This window comes from Terriglobus saanensis SP1PR4 (assembly GCF_000179915.2).
Classification (GTDB): domain Bacteria; phylum Acidobacteriota; class Terriglobia; order Terriglobales; family Acidobacteriaceae; genus Terriglobus; species Terriglobus saanensis.
Map to the genome: position 1 here is coordinate 26,328 of NC_014963.1, position 20,646 is coordinate 46,973.

19 protein-coding genes and 1 pseudogene are annotated in these 20,646 nt (G+C 58.0%); 10 read left to right on the top strand and 10 right to left on the bottom strand.

The features are described from left to right. Positions 1-58: 58 nt before the first annotated feature. On the top strand, positions 59-388 hold the full coding sequence (locus tag ACIPR4_RS00155) for a DMT family transporter (protein WP_013566605.1): 330 nt from the start codon (positions 59-61) through the stop codon (positions 386-388). A 30-nt stretch (positions 389-418) separates the two neighbouring features. On the opposite strand, the gene ACIPR4_RS00160 is transcribed toward ACIPR4_RS00155, so the two are convergent. Continuing rightward, positions 419-1,075 carry a flavin reductase family protein gene (locus ACIPR4_RS00160; protein ID WP_013566606.1) on the bottom strand — a complete coding sequence of 219 codons (657 nt, stop codon included), beginning with the start codon at positions 1,073-1,075 and terminating at the stop codon, positions 419-421. A 203-nt stretch (positions 1,076-1,278) separates the two neighbouring features. Here ACIPR4_RS00160 and ACIPR4_RS23010 point away from each other — a divergent pair, with 203 nt between their 5' ends. Further along, positions 1,279-1,872, top strand: coding sequence for a PEP-CTERM sorting domain-containing protein (locus ACIPR4_RS23010; protein ID WP_013566607.1), 594 nt, complete (start codon positions 1,279-1,281; stop codon positions 1,870-1,872). Between the two features lie 18 nt (positions 1,873-1,890). Here the strand turns inward: ACIPR4_RS23010 and ACIPR4_RS00170 are convergent, their stop codons facing one another. After that, positions 1,891-2,970 (bottom strand): 3-deoxy-7-phosphoheptulonate synthase, encoded by a 1,080-nt coding sequence (locus tag ACIPR4_RS00170; RefSeq protein ID WP_013566608.1) that lies wholly within the window; start codon positions 2,968-2,970, stop codon positions 1,891-1,893. A 64-nt stretch (positions 2,971-3,034) separates the two neighbouring features. Between ACIPR4_RS00170 and ACIPR4_RS00175 the strand changes: the two genes are divergently transcribed. The 4 genes from ACIPR4_RS00175 (at position 3,035) to ACIPR4_RS00190 (ending at position 5,254) form a co-directional block, all read left to right on the top strand. Next, on the top strand, positions 3,035-3,391 hold the full coding sequence (locus tag ACIPR4_RS00175) for a hypothetical protein (protein WP_013566609.1): 357 nt from the start codon (positions 3,035-3,037) through the stop codon (positions 3,389-3,391). A gap of 74 nt (positions 3,392-3,465) precedes the next feature. After that, positions 3,466-4,323 carry a hypothetical protein gene (locus ACIPR4_RS00180; RefSeq protein ID WP_013566610.1) on the top strand — a complete coding sequence of 286 codons (858 nt, stop codon included), beginning with the start codon at positions 3,466-3,468 and terminating at the stop codon, positions 4,321-4,323. An 11-nt stretch (positions 4,324-4,334) separates the two neighbouring features. Then, positions 4,335-4,826: a heavy-metal-associated domain-containing protein gene (locus ACIPR4_RS00185; protein WP_013566611.1), complete on the top strand. Its 492-nt coding sequence runs from the start codon at positions 4,335-4,337 to the stop codon at positions 4,824-4,826. After that, complete coding sequence (locus ACIPR4_RS00190) at positions 4,823-5,254, top strand: hypothetical protein (protein ID WP_013566612.1); 432 nt, start codon at positions 4,823-4,825, stop codon at positions 5,252-5,254. Before ACIPR4_RS00185 ends, ACIPR4_RS00190 begins: the two co-directional genes overlap by 4 nt. A 271-nt stretch (positions 5,255-5,525) precedes the next feature. Here ACIPR4_RS00190 and ACIPR4_RS00195 read toward each other — a convergent pair whose 3' ends face one another. The 3 genes from ACIPR4_RS00195 to ACIPR4_RS00205 all read right to left on the bottom strand — a co-directional run bounded on the left by ACIPR4_RS00195 (position 5,526) and on the right by ACIPR4_RS00205 (position 8,089). Beyond that, on the bottom strand, positions 5,526-6,062 hold the full coding sequence (locus ACIPR4_RS00195) for a hypothetical protein (protein WP_013566613.1): 537 nt from the start codon (positions 6,060-6,062) through the stop codon (positions 5,526-5,528). After that, positions 6,049-7,338 carry a cupin domain-containing protein gene (locus ACIPR4_RS00200; RefSeq protein WP_013566614.1) on the bottom strand — a complete coding sequence of 430 codons (1,290 nt, stop codon included), beginning with the start codon at positions 7,336-7,338 and terminating at the stop codon, positions 6,049-6,051. Before ACIPR4_RS00200 ends, ACIPR4_RS00195 begins: the two co-directional genes overlap by 14 nt. Positions 7,339-7,549: 211 nt before the next feature. Then, positions 7,550-8,089, bottom strand: coding sequence for a glutathione peroxidase (locus tag ACIPR4_RS00205; RefSeq protein ID WP_013566615.1), 540 nt, complete (start codon positions 8,087-8,089; stop codon positions 7,550-7,552). A gap of 340 nt (positions 8,090-8,429) precedes the next feature. Here ACIPR4_RS00205 and katG point away from each other — a divergent pair, with 340 nt between their 5' ends. Then, entirely contained in the window at positions 8,430-10,667 is a 2,238-nt protein-coding gene (gene katG, locus ACIPR4_RS00210) for a catalase/peroxidase HPI (protein WP_013566616.1), read from the top strand. Between the two features lie 308 nt (positions 10,668-10,975). On the opposite strand, the gene ACIPR4_RS00215 is transcribed toward katG, so the two are convergent. From ACIPR4_RS00215 to ACIPR4_RS23425, 3 genes and pseudogenes are all read right to left on the bottom strand, one after another. Then, positions 10,976-11,407, bottom strand: a complete 432-nt coding sequence (locus ACIPR4_RS00215) for a hypothetical protein (RefSeq protein ID WP_013566617.1) — start codon at positions 11,405-11,407, stop codon at positions 10,976-10,978. A 262-nt stretch (positions 11,408-11,669) separates the two neighbouring features. Further along, on the bottom strand, positions 11,670-12,386 hold the full coding sequence (locus ACIPR4_RS23015; RefSeq protein ID WP_245536408.1) for a LysR substrate-binding domain-containing protein: 717 nt from the start codon (positions 12,384-12,386) through the stop codon (positions 11,670-11,672). A gap of 37 nt (positions 12,387-12,423) precedes the next feature. Beyond that, positions 12,424-12,552 (bottom strand): annotated as a pseudogene (locus ACIPR4_RS23425) (LysR family transcriptional regulator); the annotation flags it as partial. Between the two features lie 127 nt (positions 12,553-12,679). Here ACIPR4_RS23425 and ACIPR4_RS00225 point away from each other — a divergent pair. Further along, complete coding sequence (locus ACIPR4_RS00225) at positions 12,680-13,687, top strand: aldo/keto reductase (protein ID WP_013566618.1); 1,008 nt, start codon at positions 12,680-12,682, stop codon at positions 13,685-13,687. Positions 13,688-13,825: 138 nt separating this feature from the next. On the opposite strand, the gene ACIPR4_RS00230 is transcribed toward ACIPR4_RS00225, so the two are convergent. Then, positions 13,826-14,206 (bottom strand): DUF4267 domain-containing protein, encoded by a 381-nt coding sequence (locus ACIPR4_RS00230; protein WP_013566619.1) that lies wholly within the window; start codon positions 14,204-14,206, stop codon positions 13,826-13,828. Positions 14,207-14,316: 110 nt separating this feature from the next. Between ACIPR4_RS00230 and ACIPR4_RS00235 the strand changes: the two genes are divergently transcribed. Beyond that, positions 14,317-14,907 carry a TetR/AcrR family transcriptional regulator gene (locus ACIPR4_RS00235; RefSeq protein WP_013566620.1) on the top strand — a complete coding sequence of 197 codons (591 nt, stop codon included), beginning with the start codon at positions 14,317-14,319 and terminating at the stop codon, positions 14,905-14,907. Positions 14,908-15,065: 158 nt separating this feature from the next. After that, entirely contained in the window at positions 15,066-17,630 is a 2,565-nt protein-coding gene (locus ACIPR4_RS00240) for an ABC transporter permease (RefSeq protein ID WP_013566621.1), read from the top strand. Between the two features lie 153 nt (positions 17,631-17,783). Here the strand turns inward: ACIPR4_RS00240 and ACIPR4_RS00245 are convergent, their stop codons facing one another. Then, positions 17,784-20,540, bottom strand: a complete 2,757-nt coding sequence (locus ACIPR4_RS00245; protein WP_013566622.1) for an ABC transporter permease — start codon at positions 20,538-20,540, stop codon at positions 17,784-17,786. Between the last annotated feature and the right edge of the window lie 106 nt (positions 20,541-20,646).

Below are 20,646 nucleotides of genomic sequence, written 5' to 3' on the forward strand. Positions count from 1 at the left end.
AGCATCAGCCGTTTTAAACAAGCTGTGAAAGTCGTAAGCGAACTGTCATACTCTGGCGATGAAGTACCTCTGGCTCTCCATCGCGATCCTCAGTGAGGTCATCGCAACCTCTTCCCTCAAGGCTTCAAACGGCTTCACACGACTTCTTCCTTCCATCGCGGTCGTCGCGGGTTACGCTTCCGCCTTCTTTTTTCTCTCGCGAACACTGAAGTTCATCCCCGTCGGCATCGCCTATGCGATCTGGTCGGGCGTCGGCACGATCGCTATCGGCATCGTCGGAACCTACTTTTACAAGCAGACGCTGGATCGCGCAGCGATCCTGGGTATGGCCCTCATCGTCGCCGGCGTCATCGTCTTGAACGTCTTCTCAAAATCGACTGCTCATTGATGCATCCGTTCCATGCGGCGACCTTGAATCTCATGAGCGCGCCATGTGGGGCACCGGCCGGTAGGCCTCTTCCGGAATCTCGGCCAGGATGGAATAGCTCGCCTTCTCGCCTAGCCCATAGAACTGACAAAAGCTCATCATCAAAGGTCTCCATTTATCCGGATCGATATGGTTCTCAATTCCCGGAACCAGGATGCCCGGTTCGGCATACGCTCGAACCACTCTCATCTCAAAGGCAAGCGCGGTAGCCGCCTTGTCCGGGCGCGTGCCGAAAGAATGAGTCGCCTCCAGTACGACCTCCAACTGCACCGGACACTCCTGCACACGGGGAGGCGTGACCAGCTCCGACGGGATCGCGGTCAAACCAGCCGTCGCGAACTTCTCCTTCTCATGCCGATACCCCATCGCTACTTTGTGTGGCGGGACTGGATCGGAACCAGTCAGCTTTGCAAGTTGATTGACCTTCCCGGCCATCGTGACGGAGGGCAGGTTCAGCACGGCTTCCTTCTCGCGAAGCAGATTCTGCGCGGTGTGACCCTTCGCACCAAGACCAAGCATGCAGTTCCAACCCAGCCACCAGACGGAGGACATGGGAGCCAGATTTGCGGAACCGTCTTCATTCAACGTGCTTAAAAGAACGACCGGAGTGCCGAAGTAGAGAATGGAAGGTTCAACAGAGATATGCATGCCCTAAGAATCGTTCACGGTTCATCGAACCGCACTCCGTTTCTTGCTTCCAAACTTTGGAAAACGATCAAAATGCACCGCGATGCAGACAGTTCGAGTAAGCGTCATTGTTCGCCAAGCCTCTCGCCTGTGGCCTTTGGTCGGCCTAACTCCTTCGGGGAAATGATAACTTTCGAGCACTAATCCAGAACCCAGGAGAACTTATGCGTCGATCTCATCTTGCCGCCGCGATCTTCATACTTCTAGCAGGCCCGGCTGCGTACGCGGACACGTTCAACGTCAATGCGGACTTCTTTCGGTATGAGCCAGGCTGCGTTAGCTGTGGCACCGGATCGCTCACAGGAACAGAAACGATCGATACCTCAAAAGGCGTCATCACGGATGCATCACTCACGGCCACCCTCGACGGCGTGGTCTATACCTTCTCCGGTGCACCTGTGGATCAGCTTGCAGATCCGAACTCGGCCATTCCCGATGATCCGAAGAGATCGCCGCTTGCATATGTAGCAAAATTCTCGAACGGAACAGAAGAATTAGACCTGAACCTCTACATTGGGCTCACGGGTACATTGGTTGGTTACACGGGGGGAGATGTGTGCGGCATGGATGTCATTAACTGCAGCCCCGGAAACCAGAGCTACGAAGGCTTCCTCCTGAACGGAGGCGAAAAAACGTATCTCAATCAAGGGACGCTTACCGAAGCTCAGGTAGCCGTTACGCCTGAGCCGTCTGGTTTCGCTTTACTCTGTACAGGTCTGCTCGGTGTAGCGGGTGCGCTACGCCGTCGCATTCTGTAACTCCCCGTACTGCGCAGCCTACACCTGCACAGTACGCAGATTCGCTCGTCGCGTCTTGACAGCTCCGGCGAGTTCCCGCAGCAGCGTATGTGTCTCGGCCCAGTCGATGCACGCATCAGTGATGCTCTGTCCGTAGACTAATGCCCTTCCGTGAACAAGAGACTGCGATCCGGCAACAAGATTGCTCTCGATCATCACACCCATGATGTGATGTTCTGCACTTGCAGTAATCTGTTCGGCCACGTCGCGGCACACGGCTCCCTGCTTGCGATAGTCCTTGCCGCTGTTCGCATGGCTGCAGTCGATCATGATGCGCGGTGGTGCGCCTGCCTTTTGCATCTGTTCCGCAGTCGAAGCGACCGAGACCGCATCGTAGTTCGTGGTCTGCCGCCCACCGCGCAAAATCACATGGCAATCCGGATTGCCGGAGGTCAGAAGGATCGCGGCCTGCCCGGTCTCAGAAGTGCCTAGAAAAGTATGCGGATGATTCGCGGAGAGGATTGCGTCAACCGCAATCTGTACATTGCCGGACGTGCCATTCTTGAAGCCCACCGGGCACGAAAGCCCGGAGGCAAGCTGGCGATGTACCTGGCTTTCGGTCGTGCGTGCGCCAATGGCTCCCCAGCTCACAAGATCGGAGACATACTGCGGCGAAATCATGTCGAGGAACTCCGTGCCCGCAGGAACTCCCATCTCCGCCAGATCCAGCAACAGACGACGCGCAATGCGCAGACCGTCGCTGATGCGGAAGGACTCGTCGAAGTAAGGATCGTTGATCAGTCCCTTCCATCCCAACGTGGTGCGCGGTTTTTCAAAGTAAACCCGCATCACGATCATGAGTTCGTCGGAAAGCTCCGCGATCGCTTCCTTCAACAACCCTGCATACTCGCGGGCCGCAACCGGATCGTGGATCGAGCAGGGACCGACCACGACGACCAGACGATCGTCCGTTCCGTCGAGGATGTCTACAATCTGGCGACGCGCCTCAAACACAGTGCGCGAAGCGTTGTCTGTGACAGACATCTCCTCCTCAAGGAAAATGGGAGGAAGAACAATTCTGCTGGATTTGATCCGAAGGTTATTTGTGGGATATGCCATGGCTGCTTAATCAGGATACTGCCTAATATCTGTCCGTGACGATGAGGCATATACTGAGAGGAGCATGCGTCGTCTGGCCACTATTTTCGCGATCTTCATCCTGCTCTCGACCGCAGCGCCCCTACTGGCCTGCATGACAGATAGCACGATGAGCCAGAAAGAAAGCGCCTGCTGCCGTGCGATGCCTGGCAGATGCGACGGCATGGAAGAGATGCGTTGCTGCCGGGCCCAGGTTCTGACTGACGAGCATCCTCAACTTGCAGTCTCTGCTCCGATGATCGACCTTCATCTTGCGGTAGTCGCGTGGCTTGAGCCGTTTGTCTCCGAAGTCCGGAATGTCCCGCTCTCCGTTCTTGGGATAGCCGATGCGCACTCGCCGCCGGGCTTGGTCATCGCGAGAATAACTGTCCTTCGAATCTGATTCGCTCCTTGATCCGATGACCTGCACACCTGGCGTGTGCCTGTGCCTCATTTGGTTCAAACAAAGGAGCATCGATGAAATCCCTTATGGCCCTGGCCTGTGCATTCGCACTGCCCGGCATCGCTCTGGCCGCTGATCACGGCCCTGTCTTCAGTTATGCAACCCCCGTAAACTCGCAGCGGGAACTTAGCTTCGATACCGGCATCTTTGGTCGAAGCGGCTCCCACGGAATACAGCTTTCGACCGGTTCGAGCTTCGGATACGGCCTCACGCCGCACGTGACGGTCAACGCCTTTCTGCCGGCGACCTTTGGTAGCGGATCACTGCCCGAGAACCGCATTGTGTCCGGGAGCGAATGGTCCGCCAGCACCTCGTGGCGTTTTTTCCACTCCGTCACCAGCGTCGGAAAACGAATTGAATCGACCGCGTCGCTTGGCGTTGTCGTTCCTGGTCCGCAGCAGGACTCTGGTGTACTCGCCAGCCTCCATCGCGCTCCCGGAGTCGCCGGAAGTTTGGCGACTGGCCTCGCTTCAAGAAGCCAGTACCTCTGGGTCGGTGGCGGCTATACGAGGTTTGCAGAAGCATCGGAAGATCGCCGCCCCGATACCCTCTCGTGGAGTGGAGTCTATGGATATCGTCCAGCGAAACTTCGTCGTGGATACAACCAGTGGGACTATCGAGGCTTTGCAGAGCTGACCGGAGAGCACACCGGGAACGTTCTGAAGAGTGGCGCGATTCTGCCGGACAGCAGCACGACAACCGTCTGGCTCGGACCCTCCGTTCTCGCGATCTTCAAAAACGTCTCTATCTCTGGTGGCATGCAGGCACCTGTCTTCCGCGACGCTTCGGACTCGATCTACGGACGGGAGCATCTTCGCTTCGCCATCAACTTCAGCTATCTCAAATACTCCTCACACACCAGCTCCCATTGAAAGGAAGCACCATGAAAAAAATGAATGCAGTAGTGTTCTTCGCTTTGCTCCCCTTCTCCGCTCATGCGGAGTATGAGCAGGTCAACCTTACGGTCTTCGGGATGGACTGTGCCCCTTGCGCCCATGCGATTCACGTTTCGATGAAAGGAATTCAGGGCGTAAACGAGGTCGATGTTGACCTTAACACCGGCCTCGTCGCCATCAAGCTAACCCCAGGTAACAACGCCTCGATGAAGCAGTTCAACCAGGCAGTAGAGAAGAATGGATTCACCCACAAAGACGCGGAGATCATCGTCAGGGGAAAACTGGCAGGTACGGCGAGCGCCCCGGTTTTGGAAATCTCTGGCACTCAGGACCGCTTTGCTCTGTCTCCAATGGCTGCCAATCTGGATATGGCCACACTCCTCGGTAAAACCGTGACCGTCAGTGGAGTACTTCCGCAAGCCCCTAAAGGGACAGTCTCCGGCACGCTACGGTACAAGACGATTACGGAGGCCCGATGAACTCAACACCTGTTCCTCTCGCTCCAGAGGAAAGCGCCAGACGAGCGGCCCTGCTTAACTATTTCTCTCTGTTCAGTTCGTTCAGCACACTCATCTGTTGTGCTCTGCCATCCGTTCTGGTGCTGCTCGGAATGGGCACAGCGGTCGCTTCCTTGCTGTCTGCCGCGCCGTGGCTTGTGAGCTTGTCCCGTCACAAGATATGGAGCTTCAGCATTGCAGGAACGCTGATCGCGGTGAGCTTTGTCATGACCTATGTCGTAGCGCCACGCCTTCAGCGTGGTGACGCCTGTGCAGCGGACGATCCGACGACGTGCGGTGAAGTCAGCAAGCTAAGCCGGGTCGTTCTCTGGGGCTCCGCTCTTATTTGGAGTGGAGGCTTCTTTGTGGCTTATCTGCTCGGACCGATACTGGAACATATGGATCGGTAATCCTCAAGCCGGGATGACGATTCATCCCGGCTTGAGACTCAGCTTAGAGCATTACGTCATCCCTCGATCTTCTCCAACTCAGCCGCATCTCCTATGCCAAAGGCATCGTCACCGTAGACACGGGTCGTGCCACATCCGTTCAAAAGAACGAGGCTGATTCTTATTCAACTCACTCTCTCAAACGCAGCAATCACCTCAGGCGAATCGGGTTTCGTCGCTGGCTCAAACCGCCCGCTGGCGTACCGTTGCGTACGAGCTTGTAGTGGATTCTTTAGAAGCTGAACGAAACACCCGCTTTGGCATTGAAGTCGTTGCGCGGATCGCCTTTCGGATAAAGGAGCACCCACTCTGCGGGTGTAGTCGTAAGTGCAAAGTGTCTCCTAACCGGGATCGTCAGGTTAAACCCGGCATTGAACGCGAACTGATTCGTAACTCCGGCGTTCGACGACCTCACATCCCCAGCCTCGGCAAAAACGCCGGGTCGGACCCTGGCCCGCGCAAATAAGGTCTTCTGCAGACCCGCCGTAAATCCGTGCGAATTGAGCGAGCCTTTCTTCGTAACGCCATAGTAGTTTGTAAAATCGGCAAAGACGCTGAAGTGCCGCCGCAGATTCCAACTGGGACGCACATACCAGCCGTTGAGATGGACACGCTCTCCAGCGCCTACGTCCGCATACAGGTACGTCCATCCAAAGCCCACGGCCCCTCGCGGTGGCTTCAGCTTTACCTCTTGCAAATTCTGCGTCCGTACGACCAACGACCCGCACAGCAAACCCAACAAAACGATCCAGACTTTAGAGCGGAACAACAACAGTCTCCTTCTTCGGTAGCGAGCGGAGAAAATCTTCACCCGTGTTCAGGTGCTCGTTCACCAGCCGCCGTGGCGTGTGCGCGAGCCATTCCGTGGCGGAGATGTCCTGGTACTCACCGAGCGGAAACAGCTCGATAAACACCAGGTCTTCATCTCCCGTATTCTCGATATAGTGTGGCCGCGAGATGTCGATATATCCCACATCGCCCGTAGTGAAGTCCATCGTGCGCGCCTTCGCACCAGCCTCAAAAATGGTCATGCGTCCCTTCCCTGAGACGTAGTACTGCCACTCCGGCGCTAGCGGGTGCCAGTGCAACTCGCGCAATCCGCCAGGCTTCAGCCGCACGAGGGCCGCAGCGATGTTTGTGACGGGGAAGACCTTGTTATCGATGATCTTCACCTCACCGCCCGCAGTGACTTTGGTCGGTTTCATCGCGCCGGGCCGGAAGACGAACTTCTCATGGATCGCTCCCGTTCCCTGCGCCGTCTGCTCCTGCTCTTCCTGTAATGAACGCGGCTCATCAGTTGCGAAGATATACAGTTTTTCTTTTGGCAGCTTGTCGAATGTTGCTTCTGGCGTGTTGAAGTTCTTCGCCAACACTTCCTTCGGTGTGTGCTTGAACCAATCGCTCAGCAGAAACGTAGAGAACTCATCGAAATCGCCCTGGTTGAACACCAGCAGAAATTTGCACCCGTCCGGCCCCAACCCCTGGATCGAGTGCGGAAGCCCGCCCGGAAACAGCCAGAGGTCGCCTTCATGTACATCATTCACAAAAGCCTTCCCCTCCGGATCCACGGCTGTAATGCGCGCCGAGCCGTAAATCATGAACGCCCACTCGGCGGAGACGTGCCAATGGAGCTCGCGCACACCGCCCGCGATCAGGCGCATTTCAACGCCGGCCATGGTCTTGGACACGGCCAGCTCACGCACGGTGACCTGCCGCGTCCAGCCGCCACTGTCGATCTCCTTGTGCGCAAGGTCGAATGAGTACTTGAAGGGCGGCACCGTGCCGCCGTCCGTCTCCGGCGCCCACACGGAATCCGGCTCCAGCTTGTCCTGGACTGTGTTGCTCGGACCCGGCTGCTGCTCGTTGGGAAAATGATGGTCGGGCGATCGCGGCACGTGAGTCTGTTCCTGCGCAGCGGCAATCGGTACGGCAACCGCGGCGGCGATCGCCGCGCCTGTCGCTGTCAAAAAGCTGCGCCGCGAATGCGATATCTCCGGCGTATGCTCATCTGCGTCTTCACGATGAAAGGAAGATTTCAGTTTCATACCGCATTAGACGGCTTCAAGCCATCGCTGGGGTTCTTATGTCCTGAGATTGCGCTGTAGTTACTGTCCTTTCGTGGCCTGGGTTGAGGCTGCAATCAGGGACATACAAATCAGAGGACACACGAAGCTGAAGCATCGCGTCCATGGCCGGCACAAACGCAATGGCCCGCGCAGGAACACCCGCGCGGGCCGCGCACCAGCAGACCAAAAACTATTTCTTATTCAACTCACTCTCAATGGCAGCGATCACCTCAGGCGAATCGGGTTTTGTCGCTGGTTCAAAACGATCCACCGGTGTTCCGTTGCGTGCGATAAGAAACTTGGTAAAGTTCCACTTGATGTCGCCGCCCAGGGAGGGATTCGTCGTTTTGTCCGTCAGGTAGTGATACAGCGGCGTCTGGTCTGCACCCACCACCGAGACCTTCGACATCATCGGAAACGTCACATGATACTTGCGGCTGCAGAAGGTCTTGATCTCGGCCTCCGTTCCCGACTCCTGGTTGGCAAAGTTATTCGCCGGGACGCCAACGATGACGAGTCCCTTGTCTTTGTACTTTTCGTACACGGCCTCAAGCGCGGCGTACTGCGGTGTGAAACCGCAGGCGCTCGCCACATTGACCACAAGCAGGACCTTCCCCTTGTAGGTCGCAAGGGAGGTCGGCTGGCCATCGATCGTCTTGAGTTTGTAGTTGTAGACCGGCGTCGCCGTTCCGGCATATGCCGCAAGAGTGGTGCCAAGCAAGAACAACATGAATTGTTTCCGCACAGGAGTCCTCATTCCGTCGCCAAGGTTGGCTGGTTGCGGCCATTATAGGTCTTGATTTTCCAGAAAATGTCACCCCATTGAAACAGTGCTGCGGACACCGAAACGGGATACGGTGCGCCCAGGATCCCCTTCTACGCGGATTCTCCAGGCGGGTCTGTACAAACTGCGCTCCCTCAATTCTCATAGAGCGGTGGATTCCGGAAGAACCTCGCCGACGCGCAAGCTTCCCTGATTTTTAGCTTTCTGAATTTGAACGAATCCTCTGTATAAGAATTATTATCAAACAAGGGAAGCGCCTTTCCCGGAACGAAATGAGGAGCAAAACGTGTCAGATGAAATGAAGTGCCCGGTCCCTCACGGCCAGCCCACAGCCCAAACCACCGCCACCGAGACCTCCTCGCCGCTGCACGGCGCCGTCACCCATACCTCGCGCCAGATCACACGCAACGAGCACTGGTGGCCCGATCGGCTCGATCTCGCCGTCCTGCACCAGAACACCAAGCTCGCCGACCCCATGGGGAAGGACTTCGACTACGCCGCCGAGTTCAAAACCCTCGATCTGGACGCCGTCATTAAAGACCTCCACGCCGTCATGACCGATTCGCAGAGCTGGTGGCCTGCGGACTACGGCCACTACGGCCCGTTTTTTATCCGCATGGCCTGGCACAGCGCCGGCACGTACCGCATCCATGATGGTCGCGGCGGCGCGGGCATGGGCACGCAGCGTTTTGCCCCGCTGAACAGCTGGCCGGACAACGTCAGCCTGGACAAGGCGCGCCGTTTGCTCTGGCCCATCAAGCAGAAGTACGGCAAGAAGCTCTCCTGGGCCGATCTCATGATCCTTACCGGCAACGTCGCGCTCGAGTCGATGGGCTTCAAGACCTTCGGCTTCGGCGGCGGTCGTGCCGACGTCTGGGTCCCGCAGGAAGACATCTTCTGGGGCTCGGAGCACACGTGGCTCGGCAGCGACCGTTACCAGGGTGAGCGCGATCTCGACAACCCTCTCGCCGCCGTGCAGATGGGTCTCATCTACGTGAACCCGGAAGGCCCCGATGGTAAGCCCGATCCCGTTGCTTCCGCGCGCGATATCCGCGAGACCTTCGGCCGCATGGCGATGAACGACGAGGAGACCTTCGCACTCATCGCCGGTGGTCACACCTTCGGCAAGGGCCACGGCGCGCACGATCCCAGCAAGTACGTCGGTCCTGAGCCCGAAGGCGCACCCATCGAGCAGCAGGGTCTTGGCTGGAAGAACTCCGCAGGCAAGGGCAATGCGGAAGACACGATCTCCAGCGGTCTCGAAGGCGCGTGGACGACCAACCCGATTAAGTGGGACTCCGAGTACCTCGACAACCTCTATAACTTCGACTGGGCGCTGAAGAAGGGCCCCGGCGGCGCATGGCAGTGGTACGCCGTGGCAGAAGGAGAGACTGTTCCGGACGCACACGTCAAGGACAAGAAGCACCTGCCCATGATGTTCACCTCGGATCTCGCGCTCAAGTTCGATCCTGAGTACGAAAAGATCGGCAAGCGCTTCCAGGCCAACCCTGACCAATACGCCGACGCCTTCGCCCGTGCATGGTTCAAGCTCACGCACCGCGACATGGGCCCCATCGTCCGCTACCTCGGACCTCTGGTTCCCAAGGAGCAGCTCATCTGGCAGGATCCCGTTCCCGCAGTCGATTACGAACTCATCGGCGACGCTGAGATTGCGGACCTCAAATCCAAAATCCTCGCATCCGGTCTGTTGCTCCCGCAGCTGGTCTATACGGCCTGGGCTTCGGCCTCGACCTTCCGTGGCTCGGACAAGCGCGGTGGAGCAAACGGCGCACGCATCCGTCTCGACCCGCAGAAGGACTGGGAAGTAAACCAGCCGATGATGCTGGAGAAGGTGCTCAACACGCTTGCTGGCATCCAGACGGACTTCAGCGCAAACGGCAAGAAAGTCTCGCTCGCCGACCTGATCGTTCTCGGCGGTAGTGTGGCTGTGGAAGAGGCTGCGAAGAAGGCCGGATACGACATCAAGGTCCCCTTCGCTCCTGGACGCACGGACGCTTCGCATGAGCAGACCGATGTGCAGTCCTTCGCTCCCCTGGAACCGACGGCGGACGGCTTCCGCAACTACCTCCGTCTCGGACACACCGAGCGGGCGGAAGACCTGCTCGTCGACCGGGCCCAGTTGCTCACACTGACCGCGCCTGAGATGACCGTGCTCGTCGGCGGCCTCCGCGTCCTCGGAGCGAACTACCGTCAGTCGCTGAACGGTGTCTTCACCAAGCAGCCTGAGACGCTGACGAATGACTTCTTCGTCAACCTGCTCGACATGGCGACCGAGTGGAAGGCATCCTCCACCACGGAAGGCCTCTTCGAAGGTCTGGACCGTGCAACAGGTGCGGTCAAGTGGACGGCCACGCGTGTGGACCTGATCTTCGGTTCCAACTCGCAGCTCCGCGCCATCTCGGAGGTCTACGCGGCAAGCGACTCGAAGGAGACGTTCGTGAAGGACTTCGTGGCAGCGTGGACCAAGGTGATGAACCTCGATCGCTTCGACCTCCACGCCTGATCCTGAAAAGGCAGCAGAACTATCGATCTACCACTGGCCCGCGCAAATCGCGCGGGCCAGTTTCGTTTGGATGCTCCGGTTTGAGAAATCGGACCGGCGGGCCAAAGTCAGCACCTTCTGAATCTTGAAGTTTTTCTGGATAGGTAAAGCGATGCGCGTTTTGCAGGACTCATTCTTCCAGATAGGCCAAACCCTCTCAATGAGCGCATTGGCCTGCTGTCAATCCGCTGTCACGTGACGGTGGATCTTCGCTTAGCGATATTGCGCTGTCTACGCGCGAATCAATGTCGTGCTGCTTTTGAGAACATCTAAGGATGATGTGCGGTGCTAACTCTAGGGGGATATAAGGTAAGCCACCAGATAGCAATCAGAACGCCGGTGTCGCCGAATGCGTGGAACCAACGCACACTCCATAGTGTCGAAACGGGTGTGGGGTTCACCACACTTCGCAGAACTTCATTCACGGCCAATTTACTTGCGGGAGTGTCAGCGTACTGGACAATTACCTGCTGCACTTTGTTTTGCGCTGTCTGAGCACGTTCAAGAGCGAGATCATTCACCACCGCAAAGCTTATGAATCCAGATGAAACGAATAACGCGGCAATGATGCTCTTGGGGGTGTGTTTTATGCCACCCCAAAACGCGACAAGTCCCAGGAGCACGGTGAGGTACGCGCCCCAAAGTTCCTGCGTGGCATGTAAACGGTCGAAGTAAAATTTTACAAGTTCTTCGAAAGTCATGAAGACATCCCTCCTGAGGAGGAAACATCGTAAATCGTCGAACTTGGGAAAAATCGGGCGACCGATAATTAAAAACCTGGGAAATCGATAGCCAGAAGTCACGCGTGTCGCCCGGAGTGCTCCTGGATTCATGCCAAATCGCCAATGCACTCCCCAATCCTGATTTAAGAACGAAATGCCCACTTCTCGTACGGGATCGTCAATCGATCCGATGCGCGCTGGTCGTACCTTCAAAGAATTCGGGCCGGAAACAGACGAACCTTCACTCCGAAATTCGCAGCGTGTCAATCAAAGCAGCCAGGGCTGCAGGTTGATTCCGGCGGCTGGGATAGTAGAGGAAATATCCCGGAAACGAAGGGCACCAGTCCTTCAGTACCTGGACCAGGCGTCCATCCGCAATGAAATCCTTGAGCGATTCTTCCATCGCGGTTCCAATGCCCACTCCATCCAGCACCGCCTGAATCACAAGATCGGGATCGTCGAAAGACGCAGGTCCCTGCGGACTGACCGTAAGTGCCTTCTTACCCTTCTCAAACTCCCAACGGTACAGACCGTTGCTGAAACGGAAGCCGATGCAGGCGTGGTCTTTCAGGTCCTGCGGATGTTTCGGGATAGTATTTGATTCGAAGTACACCGGAGATCCGACGACCGCAAGTCGCATCTCTTGGGTTACACGGACGGCAATCATGTCCCGTTGAATGAACTCACCCAGCTGCACGCCTGCGTCGTACTCTCCCGCTACGAGATCCACAGGATCGTTGGAAGAGGTGACCTCCAAAACGATCTCAGGATAGGTGCGGGCAAAGTGGGCCAGCTTCGGCAGGATCACCTTTTTCGTCGCTGTGCGCGGGATGATCAGACGGATCCGACCGGAGGGAGTCTCCCTTTGCTTTCTCGTCTCGGCAACCGCCCGCTCGATCCGCTCCAGGGCGGGCGTCAGTTCCTGTAGAAGCCGTGCCTGCCGCCGTAGGGGAGACACTTCGCGTCGTCCGCGCAAGCAGTTGAAGTCCCAGTCGCTTCTCCAGACCGCGAATGGAATGGCTGAGCGCGGACTGCGAAATCCCCAGCCGTGCCGCCGCGCGTGTAAAGCTGCGCTCTTCGGCCACCGTCGCGAAGGCCGAAAGCTCTCCTAAATCGTTGCGCATGATTCATGAATGCTACTCATAACTCCTTGCTGCAGCAACCGCATCGTGTCATGAGCAACCGCATCTTAATCCCGGTATGCGGAAAGCGCCTGGAACTATGCGGCTCGCATTCCACAGGAGAAAAATCATGCAAAAGCGCACACTAGGAAGCACACTGGGAAAAAGCGGCCTCGAAGTCTCAGTACTCGGCCTGGGCTGCATGGGTTTGAGCTTCGGCCTCGGCCCTGCCACGGAAAAATCGGAGGCCATCAAACTCATTCGTGCCGCCGTCGAGCGTGGCGTCACCTTCTTCGACACCGCCGAAGTCTACGGGCCCTACATCAACGAAGAGGTCGTCGGCGAAGCCCTCGTGCCCTTCCGCAAAGACGTCGTGATCGCCACCAAGTTCGGCTTCGAGCCCGATCCGAAAAATGACGGCAAATGGACTTCAACCAACAGCCGTCCGGATCACATCAAGCAGGTCGTCGAAGCCTCGCTCAAGCGCCTGCAGACCGACACCATCGACCTTCTCTACCAGCATCGCGTCGACCCCAACACTCCCATCGAAGAAACCGCCGGCGCAGTGAAGGACCTGATCCAGGCAGGCAAGGTCAAACACTTCGGGCTCTCCGAAGCAGGCGCAAAGACCATCCGCCGCGCGCACGCCGTGCAGCCCGTCACTGCTTTGCAGAGTGAGTATTCGCTCTTCTGGCGCGAACCCGAAGAGTCGGTCATGCCCACACTCGAAGAACTCGGCATCGGCTTTGTTCCATTCAGCCCGCTCGGCAAGGGCTTTTTGACCGGCAAGATCAACGCAGAGACCAAGTTCGACAGCACCGACTTCCGTGCCGTGGTCCCACGCTTCACAGAAGAGAACCGCAAAGCGAACCAGGCGCTCGTCGATGTCGTCACCAAATTCGCGGAGCAGAAGAAGGCCACGCCCGCACAGATCGCTCTTGCCTGGCTGCTCGCAAAGAAGCCATGGATCGTGCCCATTCCCGGAACAACCAAGCTCTCGCGGCTCGAAGAAAATCTCGGCGGCGCAACCGTCGAACTTACCACCGAAGACGTGCACTCGCTCGAAGTCGCCTCCTCCGCCATCAAGGTCGCAGGCGAGCGTTACCCGGCAACGCACCAGAAGCTGATCGACCGCTAAACGCAATCTGCGTCACGCAAAACTCACGCCGGGCGATTCAGCCCGACGTGAGTCTTGAAGGCAAGTGGGCCGCGCTATCGCCTTTATGCTGGTTGGCCGAACGCCTTCTCCGTTCTTCCGTTCGGTCAGAGGCCCTTCTCAAAGGGCATGGATCAACAAAAGGCCTACAACAAGCATCACCACGCAGGTGAGGCCATGAATCGAGAACGCCGACGACTTCGACCCATCCGACCCCAAAACGATGGACATATCGCCAAGAGGGATGATGGCCAAGGCAAGTAAAGCAATGCCTAGCGACCGCCTGTCCGCGGTCAGCATGAGTGCCAGCACAGCCAATCCGGCTCCGACGTCCCGAATTCCTTTCAGACGAAGCCATGCACGAGTATTTGGATCGGATGCAGGCGGCTTAAGACCGAAGGACCCTAAGATCCGTTCAGGAGATACAAGGTAGAAGCAACCGATAAAAAAGACCGACACGGCGATGAGAGCAGCGAGAGAAAGCGGTATAGCGTTATGCACAATAAATCTCCTTAGCAGAAAATATAGCAACGCTACATTTGATGTGAGGTGTTTTGAAAAGATTCACCGTCTGCCAAACGCGGATCCTAGCGGCGCTATACTTTCTATCTATGGCAACGACACCGGCAGCGAACCGAATTGCGGAACGAAAACTGCGGGACAATCAGGCCCGCCGGGCACAGATTGTCCATGCCGCGCGGCGAATCGCGGAGCTTGAGGGTTGGTCCAACGTAACCGTCCGACGGCTCTCCGACGAAATCTCCTACAGCCAACCCGTCTTGTACGCTCACTTTGGAAATCGCGAAGGAATTCTCGCCGCGGTTGCCATCGAAGGTTTCCAGGAGCTAGGCCTGGCCTTGGAGAAAGCACGGAAACCGTCGAAGCGTGGAAGTACGGTCGAAGCGGTCGCGGCCGCCTATCTGGAGTTCGCCGCGTCTTCACCGGCACTATACGAAGTGATGTTTTCGCTCGGCCTGAACGTACCCTTCGATGACCCGGCGACTCCTCCGGAGCTGCGGTTCGCGTTCTCCCAGCTCCTGGAGTTGTTTCCGGGGAAGGGCTCAAAGCCAGAGGTTCTATCGGAGCTGTTTTGGGCGAGCCTTCACGGGATTGCCGAGCTCACAAGAACGAAGCGATTTCCTGCCAACCGTCAGAAAGAGCGAGTGAAGGCGCTCGTCGAACTCTTTACTCTCCCAGGATGAATGCCTTTCCACAGAAAGGCCGGCACAGCCGAAAACCGACCGTGCTGTCGAGAACGACCTTATCGTTAACTTTTTTGAAAACTTCCTGTTTTTCACGGAACGCCGAGCCGCACCCTTTCGTAGAGCGAGGTAGGCCAACGCCAAAATAGGGAGTGCACATGCTGGCGGATCTACGCGACGCACTAAGGCAACTGCGGAAGTCACCGGGATTGACGACAACAGCGGTCATCACCCTCGCCCTGGGCATCGGAGCCACCACAGCGATCTTCACGCTGGTGCATCAGGTGATGCTCAAATCGCTGCCGGTCACGAAGCCCGAAGAACTCTGGCGGATCGGCGATAAGATCCGCTGCTGCAACTGGGGCGGATACACCCAGGGCGACGCCGGAGACTTCGCCCTCTTCTCCTGGGAGGCCTACAAGCACTTCCGCAGCCAGACACCGGAGTTCGTCGATCTGGCCGCGCTGCAGGCTGGCAACACGTCCCTGGGGGTTCGCCGTGCCGGAGTGACAGGGCAACCGGACACGCGCAACGGACAGTACGTCTCCGGAAACTTCTTCCGCACGTTCGGCATACAGCCGTGGATCGGACGTTTGACGACAGATGCCGACGATCAGGTGGGAGCACCGCTGGTCGCCGTGATGAGCTACCGCATCTGGCAGGAGAAGTATGGCTCCGATCCCTCGGTCGTTGGCGCCGGTTTTCAGATCAACGGGCACCCGTTTACCGTGATTGGTGTCGCTCCACCGGGATTTTACGGGGCGAAACTGTCGGGTGGTGGTATGCCGGACCTCTGGCTGCCCATTGCCGCCGAGGACACCCTTGCGGGCTCTGTGTCCCACCTCAAACGGCCTCAAGCCAATTACCTCGATCTCATCGGACGCGTACGTCCCGGCGTGGATCCCAAAGCGCTGGAAGCCAAACTGCGCGTGGAGTTTCACGGATGGCTCGCCAGCCATGTGCCCGATATGGAGCCAAACGAAAAGCAACTCTGGGCGCAGCAGACGCTGCATATCGTGCCCGGTGGCGCGGGCGTATCTGTAATGCGGGATCAGTATCAGGATGGGCTGAAACTCCTGTTGATCGCGGCGGGATGTGTTCTGCTGGTAGCCTGCGGCAACTTGGCTAACCTCATGCTGGCGCGCGGTTTGAAAGACCGCGCGCAGGTCTCGATTCGCATGGCGCTGGGAGCCTCCCGTGTACGGCTCATCCGCAAGGCCCTGGTGGAGAGCGTGCTGATGGCGCTGATCGGCGGTGTCCTGGGGGTCGGCGTGGCCTATGCCGGGACGCGTCTGATCCTGTATCTGGCCTTTCAGGTCGGTGGACGGAACAACTATGTGGCGGTCAGCCCGACGCCCTCCTGGCCCGTGCTGCTCTTTACGCTGGGCATCTCCATCCTGACGGGAATGATCTTCGGCACGGCTCCTGCGTGGATGACCACCCACGCCAATCCGGTAGAAGCCCTGCGCGGTGCCAATCGCTCTGTAGGCGGGGGCAGTTCGTGGGCGCAGAAGTCGCTCGTGGTGGTGCAGGCCGCAATGTCGCTCGTCCTCGTCTCCGCAGCCGCGTTGCTCGCACAAAGCCTGCGGAACCTCGAGCACCAGGACTTTGGTTTCGAAACCGACGGACGCTACATCGCTTCCATCAATCCCACGCTGGGGACCTATAAACCCGAAGAGATGGAACCGCTCTTCCGCCGCATCGACGAGCAGCTAAAGCAGGTTCCAGGTGTGCGCATGGCGGCTCCAGTGCTCTATGCGCCGATGACCGGCGATAGCTGGAATGAGGGCGTGCGGATCGCGGGTCGACCGGAGCCTCCGGCGAAGGAAGATATGGGCGCAGGCTGGGCACGCGTCATGTCCGGTTTCTTTGAAACCGTTGGCGCAAAGATGGTCCTGGGCCGCGCCTTCACCGACGAAGATACGGCCACCACGCGGAACGTCGCCGTGATCAACGAGGCCTTCGCCAAACGATTCTTCAAAGGTCAGAACCCCATCGGTCAGCACTTCGGCATCAATCGTGTCAAGTACGCCGGGAGTTATGAAATCGTCGGTGTCGCACGCGATATGCGGTACATGACCTACGACTACAAAGACCCCATCCGGCCCATGTTCTGGGTGCCGGAGACGCAGACCGTGCAGTACGACGACCCGATGTTCGTTGAGGGCGAAAAGTGGTCGCACTATCTCTATAACATCGTGATCTGGGCCCCCGGCAATCCACCCGGCATGGAAGAGCGCATACGCAAGGCCCTGGCCAGTGTCGATTCGAACCTCGTCGTCTATAACGTCGACTCCTATCGCAAAATCTTCAGCATGGACTTCCAACAGCAGAACATGATCGCCACACTGACCAGCCTCTTCGGTGCCCTTGGCCTCGTCCTCGCCGCCGTCGGGCTCTATGGCGTGATGGCGTACGCCGTGGAACAGCGGACCAGCGAGATCGGTCTGCGCATGGCCTTCGGCGCGGGCCGTGGCGATGTCATCCGGATGATACTGCGCAGCGCCTCCTGGCAGATCGGCGTTGGCCTCGGGCTCGGGATTCCTCTTGCCATCCTGGCCGGGAAGCTGATGAAGGACCAACTCTTCGGTGTGAGTCCTGGAGATCCCGTGATGCTGGCCGCTGCGGCTGCACTGCTCATCTTGGCCGCTCTGCTCTCGTCCGTGATTCCAGCACGCCGAGCCGCCGGTGTGGATCCCATGGTCGCCTTGAGAAGCGAGTGAAAACGAATCGCCGATGATGCACCGAGGTCGGATTCGGAACGGAAGTTGGCTTCTCGTTGCTAATCTGGCCCAGTTGACGAAAAGAGGACTTTTCGGGAGCTCACAGTTCAGGACTTCTATGCAATCACAGCTCTACGAACAGAGAGCAAATTGCTATTCGGTCCTCAAGGCCTGCGATGGATTGGTTGAGGCTGCGCGTTGGGCTGGGATGAGTCCGGCTGCTGCGGCTGCTGCGGTCAGTGTCAGGGTGGCGATGGTAAGGACTGCGAGGCTCATGCCCTTGGTTTCGTAGAGCTGAGACTCGATGTAGCGGACGCAAAACCAGGCTACGGGTATTCCGATGGCTGCGAGGCCGATGGCGGTCTGGAGCATGGCTCCGCGCATGATCATACCAACAACGGAGCTGCGGTTTGCACCTAGGGCCATGCGGATGCCGATCTCGGAGGTTCGGCGGGCTACCGTGTAGGAGGTGACTCCGTAGAGGCCGAGGGTTGCGAGCAGAAGGGCCAGGATGCTGAAGAGAGTCATGAGGCGCGTGACCATGCGGTCCTGAGTGAAGCGGTCGGCGATCTGCTCATCGAAGGTCTGAAATTTGACGACAGAGAGGTTTGGATTGATGGCCGCCAGGGTCTGGCGGGCGAGCGACTGGATGTTGTCCATGGGGCGTTCGGTATGGATGACGATGGCGCCAGCGTAGAGGCCGGTATCCTTCTCGATTGGGCGTTGGCGTGCGGACTCTGGTATGCGCTGGGTCATGGGGATGAAGTACATGGCGTGGTTCTTCCAGGTCGCGGAGTTGTAGGCGGTGTCCTCCACGACGCCGACGATCTCAAAGTCTCCGGAGGAGACTGGCCCGGGTGAGCCGAAGCGGCGACCGACGGGGTTCTCGCCGGGCTTGAAGAATTTTTGGACGAAGGACTGATTGACGACGGCGACGGCTGGAGAGGTCGAGGTATCCTGAGTGGTTATTCCACGTCCTATGAGGACATGGGTGCCCACGGAGTCGAGGTATTCGGCGTTGCCCCTGACCCAGGAGGCCCAGTTGTGGTGGTCGGGCTGGCCTTGTATCTGGACGCCATCGCCCCAGTTGTCGGCTTCCATTGGAGTGTAGGCAGAGATGCCGACCTTTTGGACGCCGGGGATGGCGTGGAATCGTTCTTCGATGGTTCGATAGAGGGTTTCAACCTGGGCTGGGGAGTAGCCGGCTGCCTGTGGATTGAAATGGATGATGTACCGGTTTGTCGAGTTGAGCTTGAGATCGATGTTCCTGAGCTTATTCAGGCTTTGGATAAACATGCCTGCTCCGACCAGCAGCACCAGGGCGAGAGCAGACTGCAGCACAATGAGGCTGCGCTGCAGGAGTGAGGCTCCGGAGGTGGTGGTGCGGGTTCCGCTGCGGAGGGCGTCAGCTGGGTTTGCCTTGGATGTGATCCATGCCGGAGCTACGCCAAAGAGGATGCCGGTAAGGAGCGAGACTCCGAAGGCAAAGGCGAGCACCACGCCCGATGGACTGGCATCGATGGGGACAGCCTGCGCACCGGGGAAGGCCATGGCGAGGAGCATGCGGGTACCGGCGTAGGCGACGATGAGGCCGACTATTCCGCTGATGATCGAAAGGACGATACTTTCGGTAAGGAGCTGGCGGACGATTCTTGTACGCATCGCGCCCAGGGCGGTACGGACGGACATCTCTGCGCGGCGGTTCATTCCGCGGACGAGCAGAAGGTTAGCGATGTTGGCGCAGGCGATGAGGAGTACGAGGCCGGAGATCCACATCAGAAGCTTGAGTTTGGAGGCGTAGCTGTCCTGCATATCCTGGATGCCAGCGCCGCCGGGCGATAGGACTACGTGCACTTTGGCCAGGGCGCGCTTCCCATGTTCGTCCGAGAAAATTGTTGTGGCTGCGAATGATTGCCGGACCAATTCAGAGATTTTGGCCTGAAGCGGGGCCATGGCGACGCCAGGTTTTACGCGACCGATGAGGTACAGCCAACGGCGGTCGGGAATGTGCACGTGCTGAGCATTTGCCAGAACGGGCATGGATTCGATCGGGAGATAAAGGTCGGGCGGGGTGCTGGACAGGCGATCGCCGTAGAAGCCTTTGGGAGCGATACCTGTAATGGTGACGGCTTTCGTATTGACCCAGAATGTGCTGCCGACGACGGATGGGTCGCCGGCGTAGTTGTTCTGCCACATGTCATAGCTCATGACGGCGACGAACGGTGCGCCTTCCACGTTGTCCGCGTCTGTAAAGAGACGTCCGATCTGCGGCTTAAGGCCAAAGGTGCGGAAGTAGTTTCCGGAGACGAATTCGCTACTGACGGGGCGTGCACTCTCCTGGGTCTTGTCGCGTCGAGCGATGATTTGACCGATGCCAGACTGCATGGCGGCTAATTCTTCAAACTCCGGGGCGTTCCTCTGTAGCTGGTGCCAGTCGTCGGTAGCGAACAAGGAATAGTTGCCGTCGTCCATCGCTCCCCAATTGACGCAGCACTCGTTGGTGTTGCCTATACGGACGAGGGTGGAGGGGTCAACGACGGGGAGGTTCTTCAGCAGGACGGCGTTGACCAGGGTGAAGATAGCAGCGTTGGCTCCTATGCCGAGGGAGAGGGTGAGAACGGCAGTCACGGTGAAACTGCGGCTCTTTCGGAGCTGCCGGAGGGCATAGCGGACGTCTTGAAGAAGAGTTCCGAGGAAGTAGCTGGGACGCTCTTTATGCGATTGTGCTCGCACGTTCTCAATTCCCCCAAACGCTACGACCGCTTTTCGGTGTGCCTCCTGCGGCGTCATTCCTGCGGCGATGTATTCCTGGGCCTGCCGTTCGATGTGGAACTGCAACTCCTCGTCTATTTCACGATTGGGCTTTGGAGACATCAAAAAACGAAGGCGCGTCAACCATTCTTTGAGCATCTATCCTCCTACTTCAGTACTAAGGCGATTGCGAGATGCGGCCCAGTTTTCGCGCTCAGCTTGCAGTTGCTTCTGTGTCCTCAATATCAGTAAATCCAGCGTTCCC

Excerpts from the sequence above, each read along its gene's own strand:
- ACIPR4_RS00155 (WP_013566605.1), top strand. The coding sequence starts at position 59 with ATGAAGTACCTCTGGCTCTCCATCGCGATCCTCAGTGAGGTCATCGCA.
- ACIPR4_RS00160 (WP_013566606.1), bottom strand. The coding sequence starts at position 1,075 with ATGCATATCTCTGTTGAACCTTCCATTCTCTACTTCGGCACTCCGGTC.
- ACIPR4_RS23010 (WP_013566607.1), top strand. The coding sequence starts at position 1,279 with ATGCGTCGATCTCATCTTGCCGCCGCGATCTTCATACTTCTAGCAGGC.
- ACIPR4_RS00170 (WP_013566608.1), bottom strand. The coding sequence starts at position 2,970 with ATGGCATATCCCACAAATAACCTTCGGATCAAATCCAGCAGAATTGTT.
- ACIPR4_RS00175 (WP_013566609.1), top strand. The coding sequence starts at position 3,035 with ATGCGTCGTCTGGCCACTATTTTCGCGATCTTCATCCTGCTCTCGACC.
- ACIPR4_RS00180 (WP_013566610.1), top strand. The coding sequence starts at position 3,466 with ATGAAATCCCTTATGGCCCTGGCCTGTGCATTCGCACTGCCCGGCATC.
- ACIPR4_RS00185 (WP_013566611.1), top strand. The coding sequence starts at position 4,335 with ATGAAAAAAATGAATGCAGTAGTGTTCTTCGCTTTGCTCCCCTTCTCC.
- ACIPR4_RS00190 (WP_013566612.1), top strand. The coding sequence starts at position 4,823 with ATGAACTCAACACCTGTTCCTCTCGCTCCAGAGGAAAGCGCCAGACGA.
- ACIPR4_RS00200 (WP_013566614.1), bottom strand. The coding sequence starts at position 7,338 with ATGAAACTGAAATCTTCCTTTCATCGTGAAGACGCAGATGAGCATACG.
- ACIPR4_RS00205 (WP_013566615.1), bottom strand. The coding sequence starts at position 8,089 with ATGTTGTTCTTGCTTGGCACCACTCTTGCGGCATATGCCGGAACGGCG.
- ACIPR4_RS00215 (WP_013566617.1), bottom strand. The coding sequence starts at position 11,407 with ATGACTTTCGAAGAACTTGTAAAATTTTACTTCGACCGTTTACATGCC.
- ACIPR4_RS00225 (WP_013566618.1), top strand. The coding sequence starts at position 12,680 with ATGCAAAAGCGCACACTAGGAAGCACACTGGGAAAAAGCGGCCTCGAA.
- ACIPR4_RS00235 (WP_013566620.1), top strand. The coding sequence starts at position 14,317 with ATGGCAACGACACCGGCAGCGAACCGAATTGCGGAACGAAAACTGCGG.
- ACIPR4_RS00240 (WP_013566621.1), top strand. The coding sequence starts at position 15,066 with ATGCTGGCGGATCTACGCGACGCACTAAGGCAACTGCGGAAGTCACCG.
- ACIPR4_RS00245 (WP_013566622.1), bottom strand. The coding sequence starts at position 20,540 with ATGCTCAAAGAATGGTTGACGCGCCTTCGTTTTTTGATGTCTCCAAAG.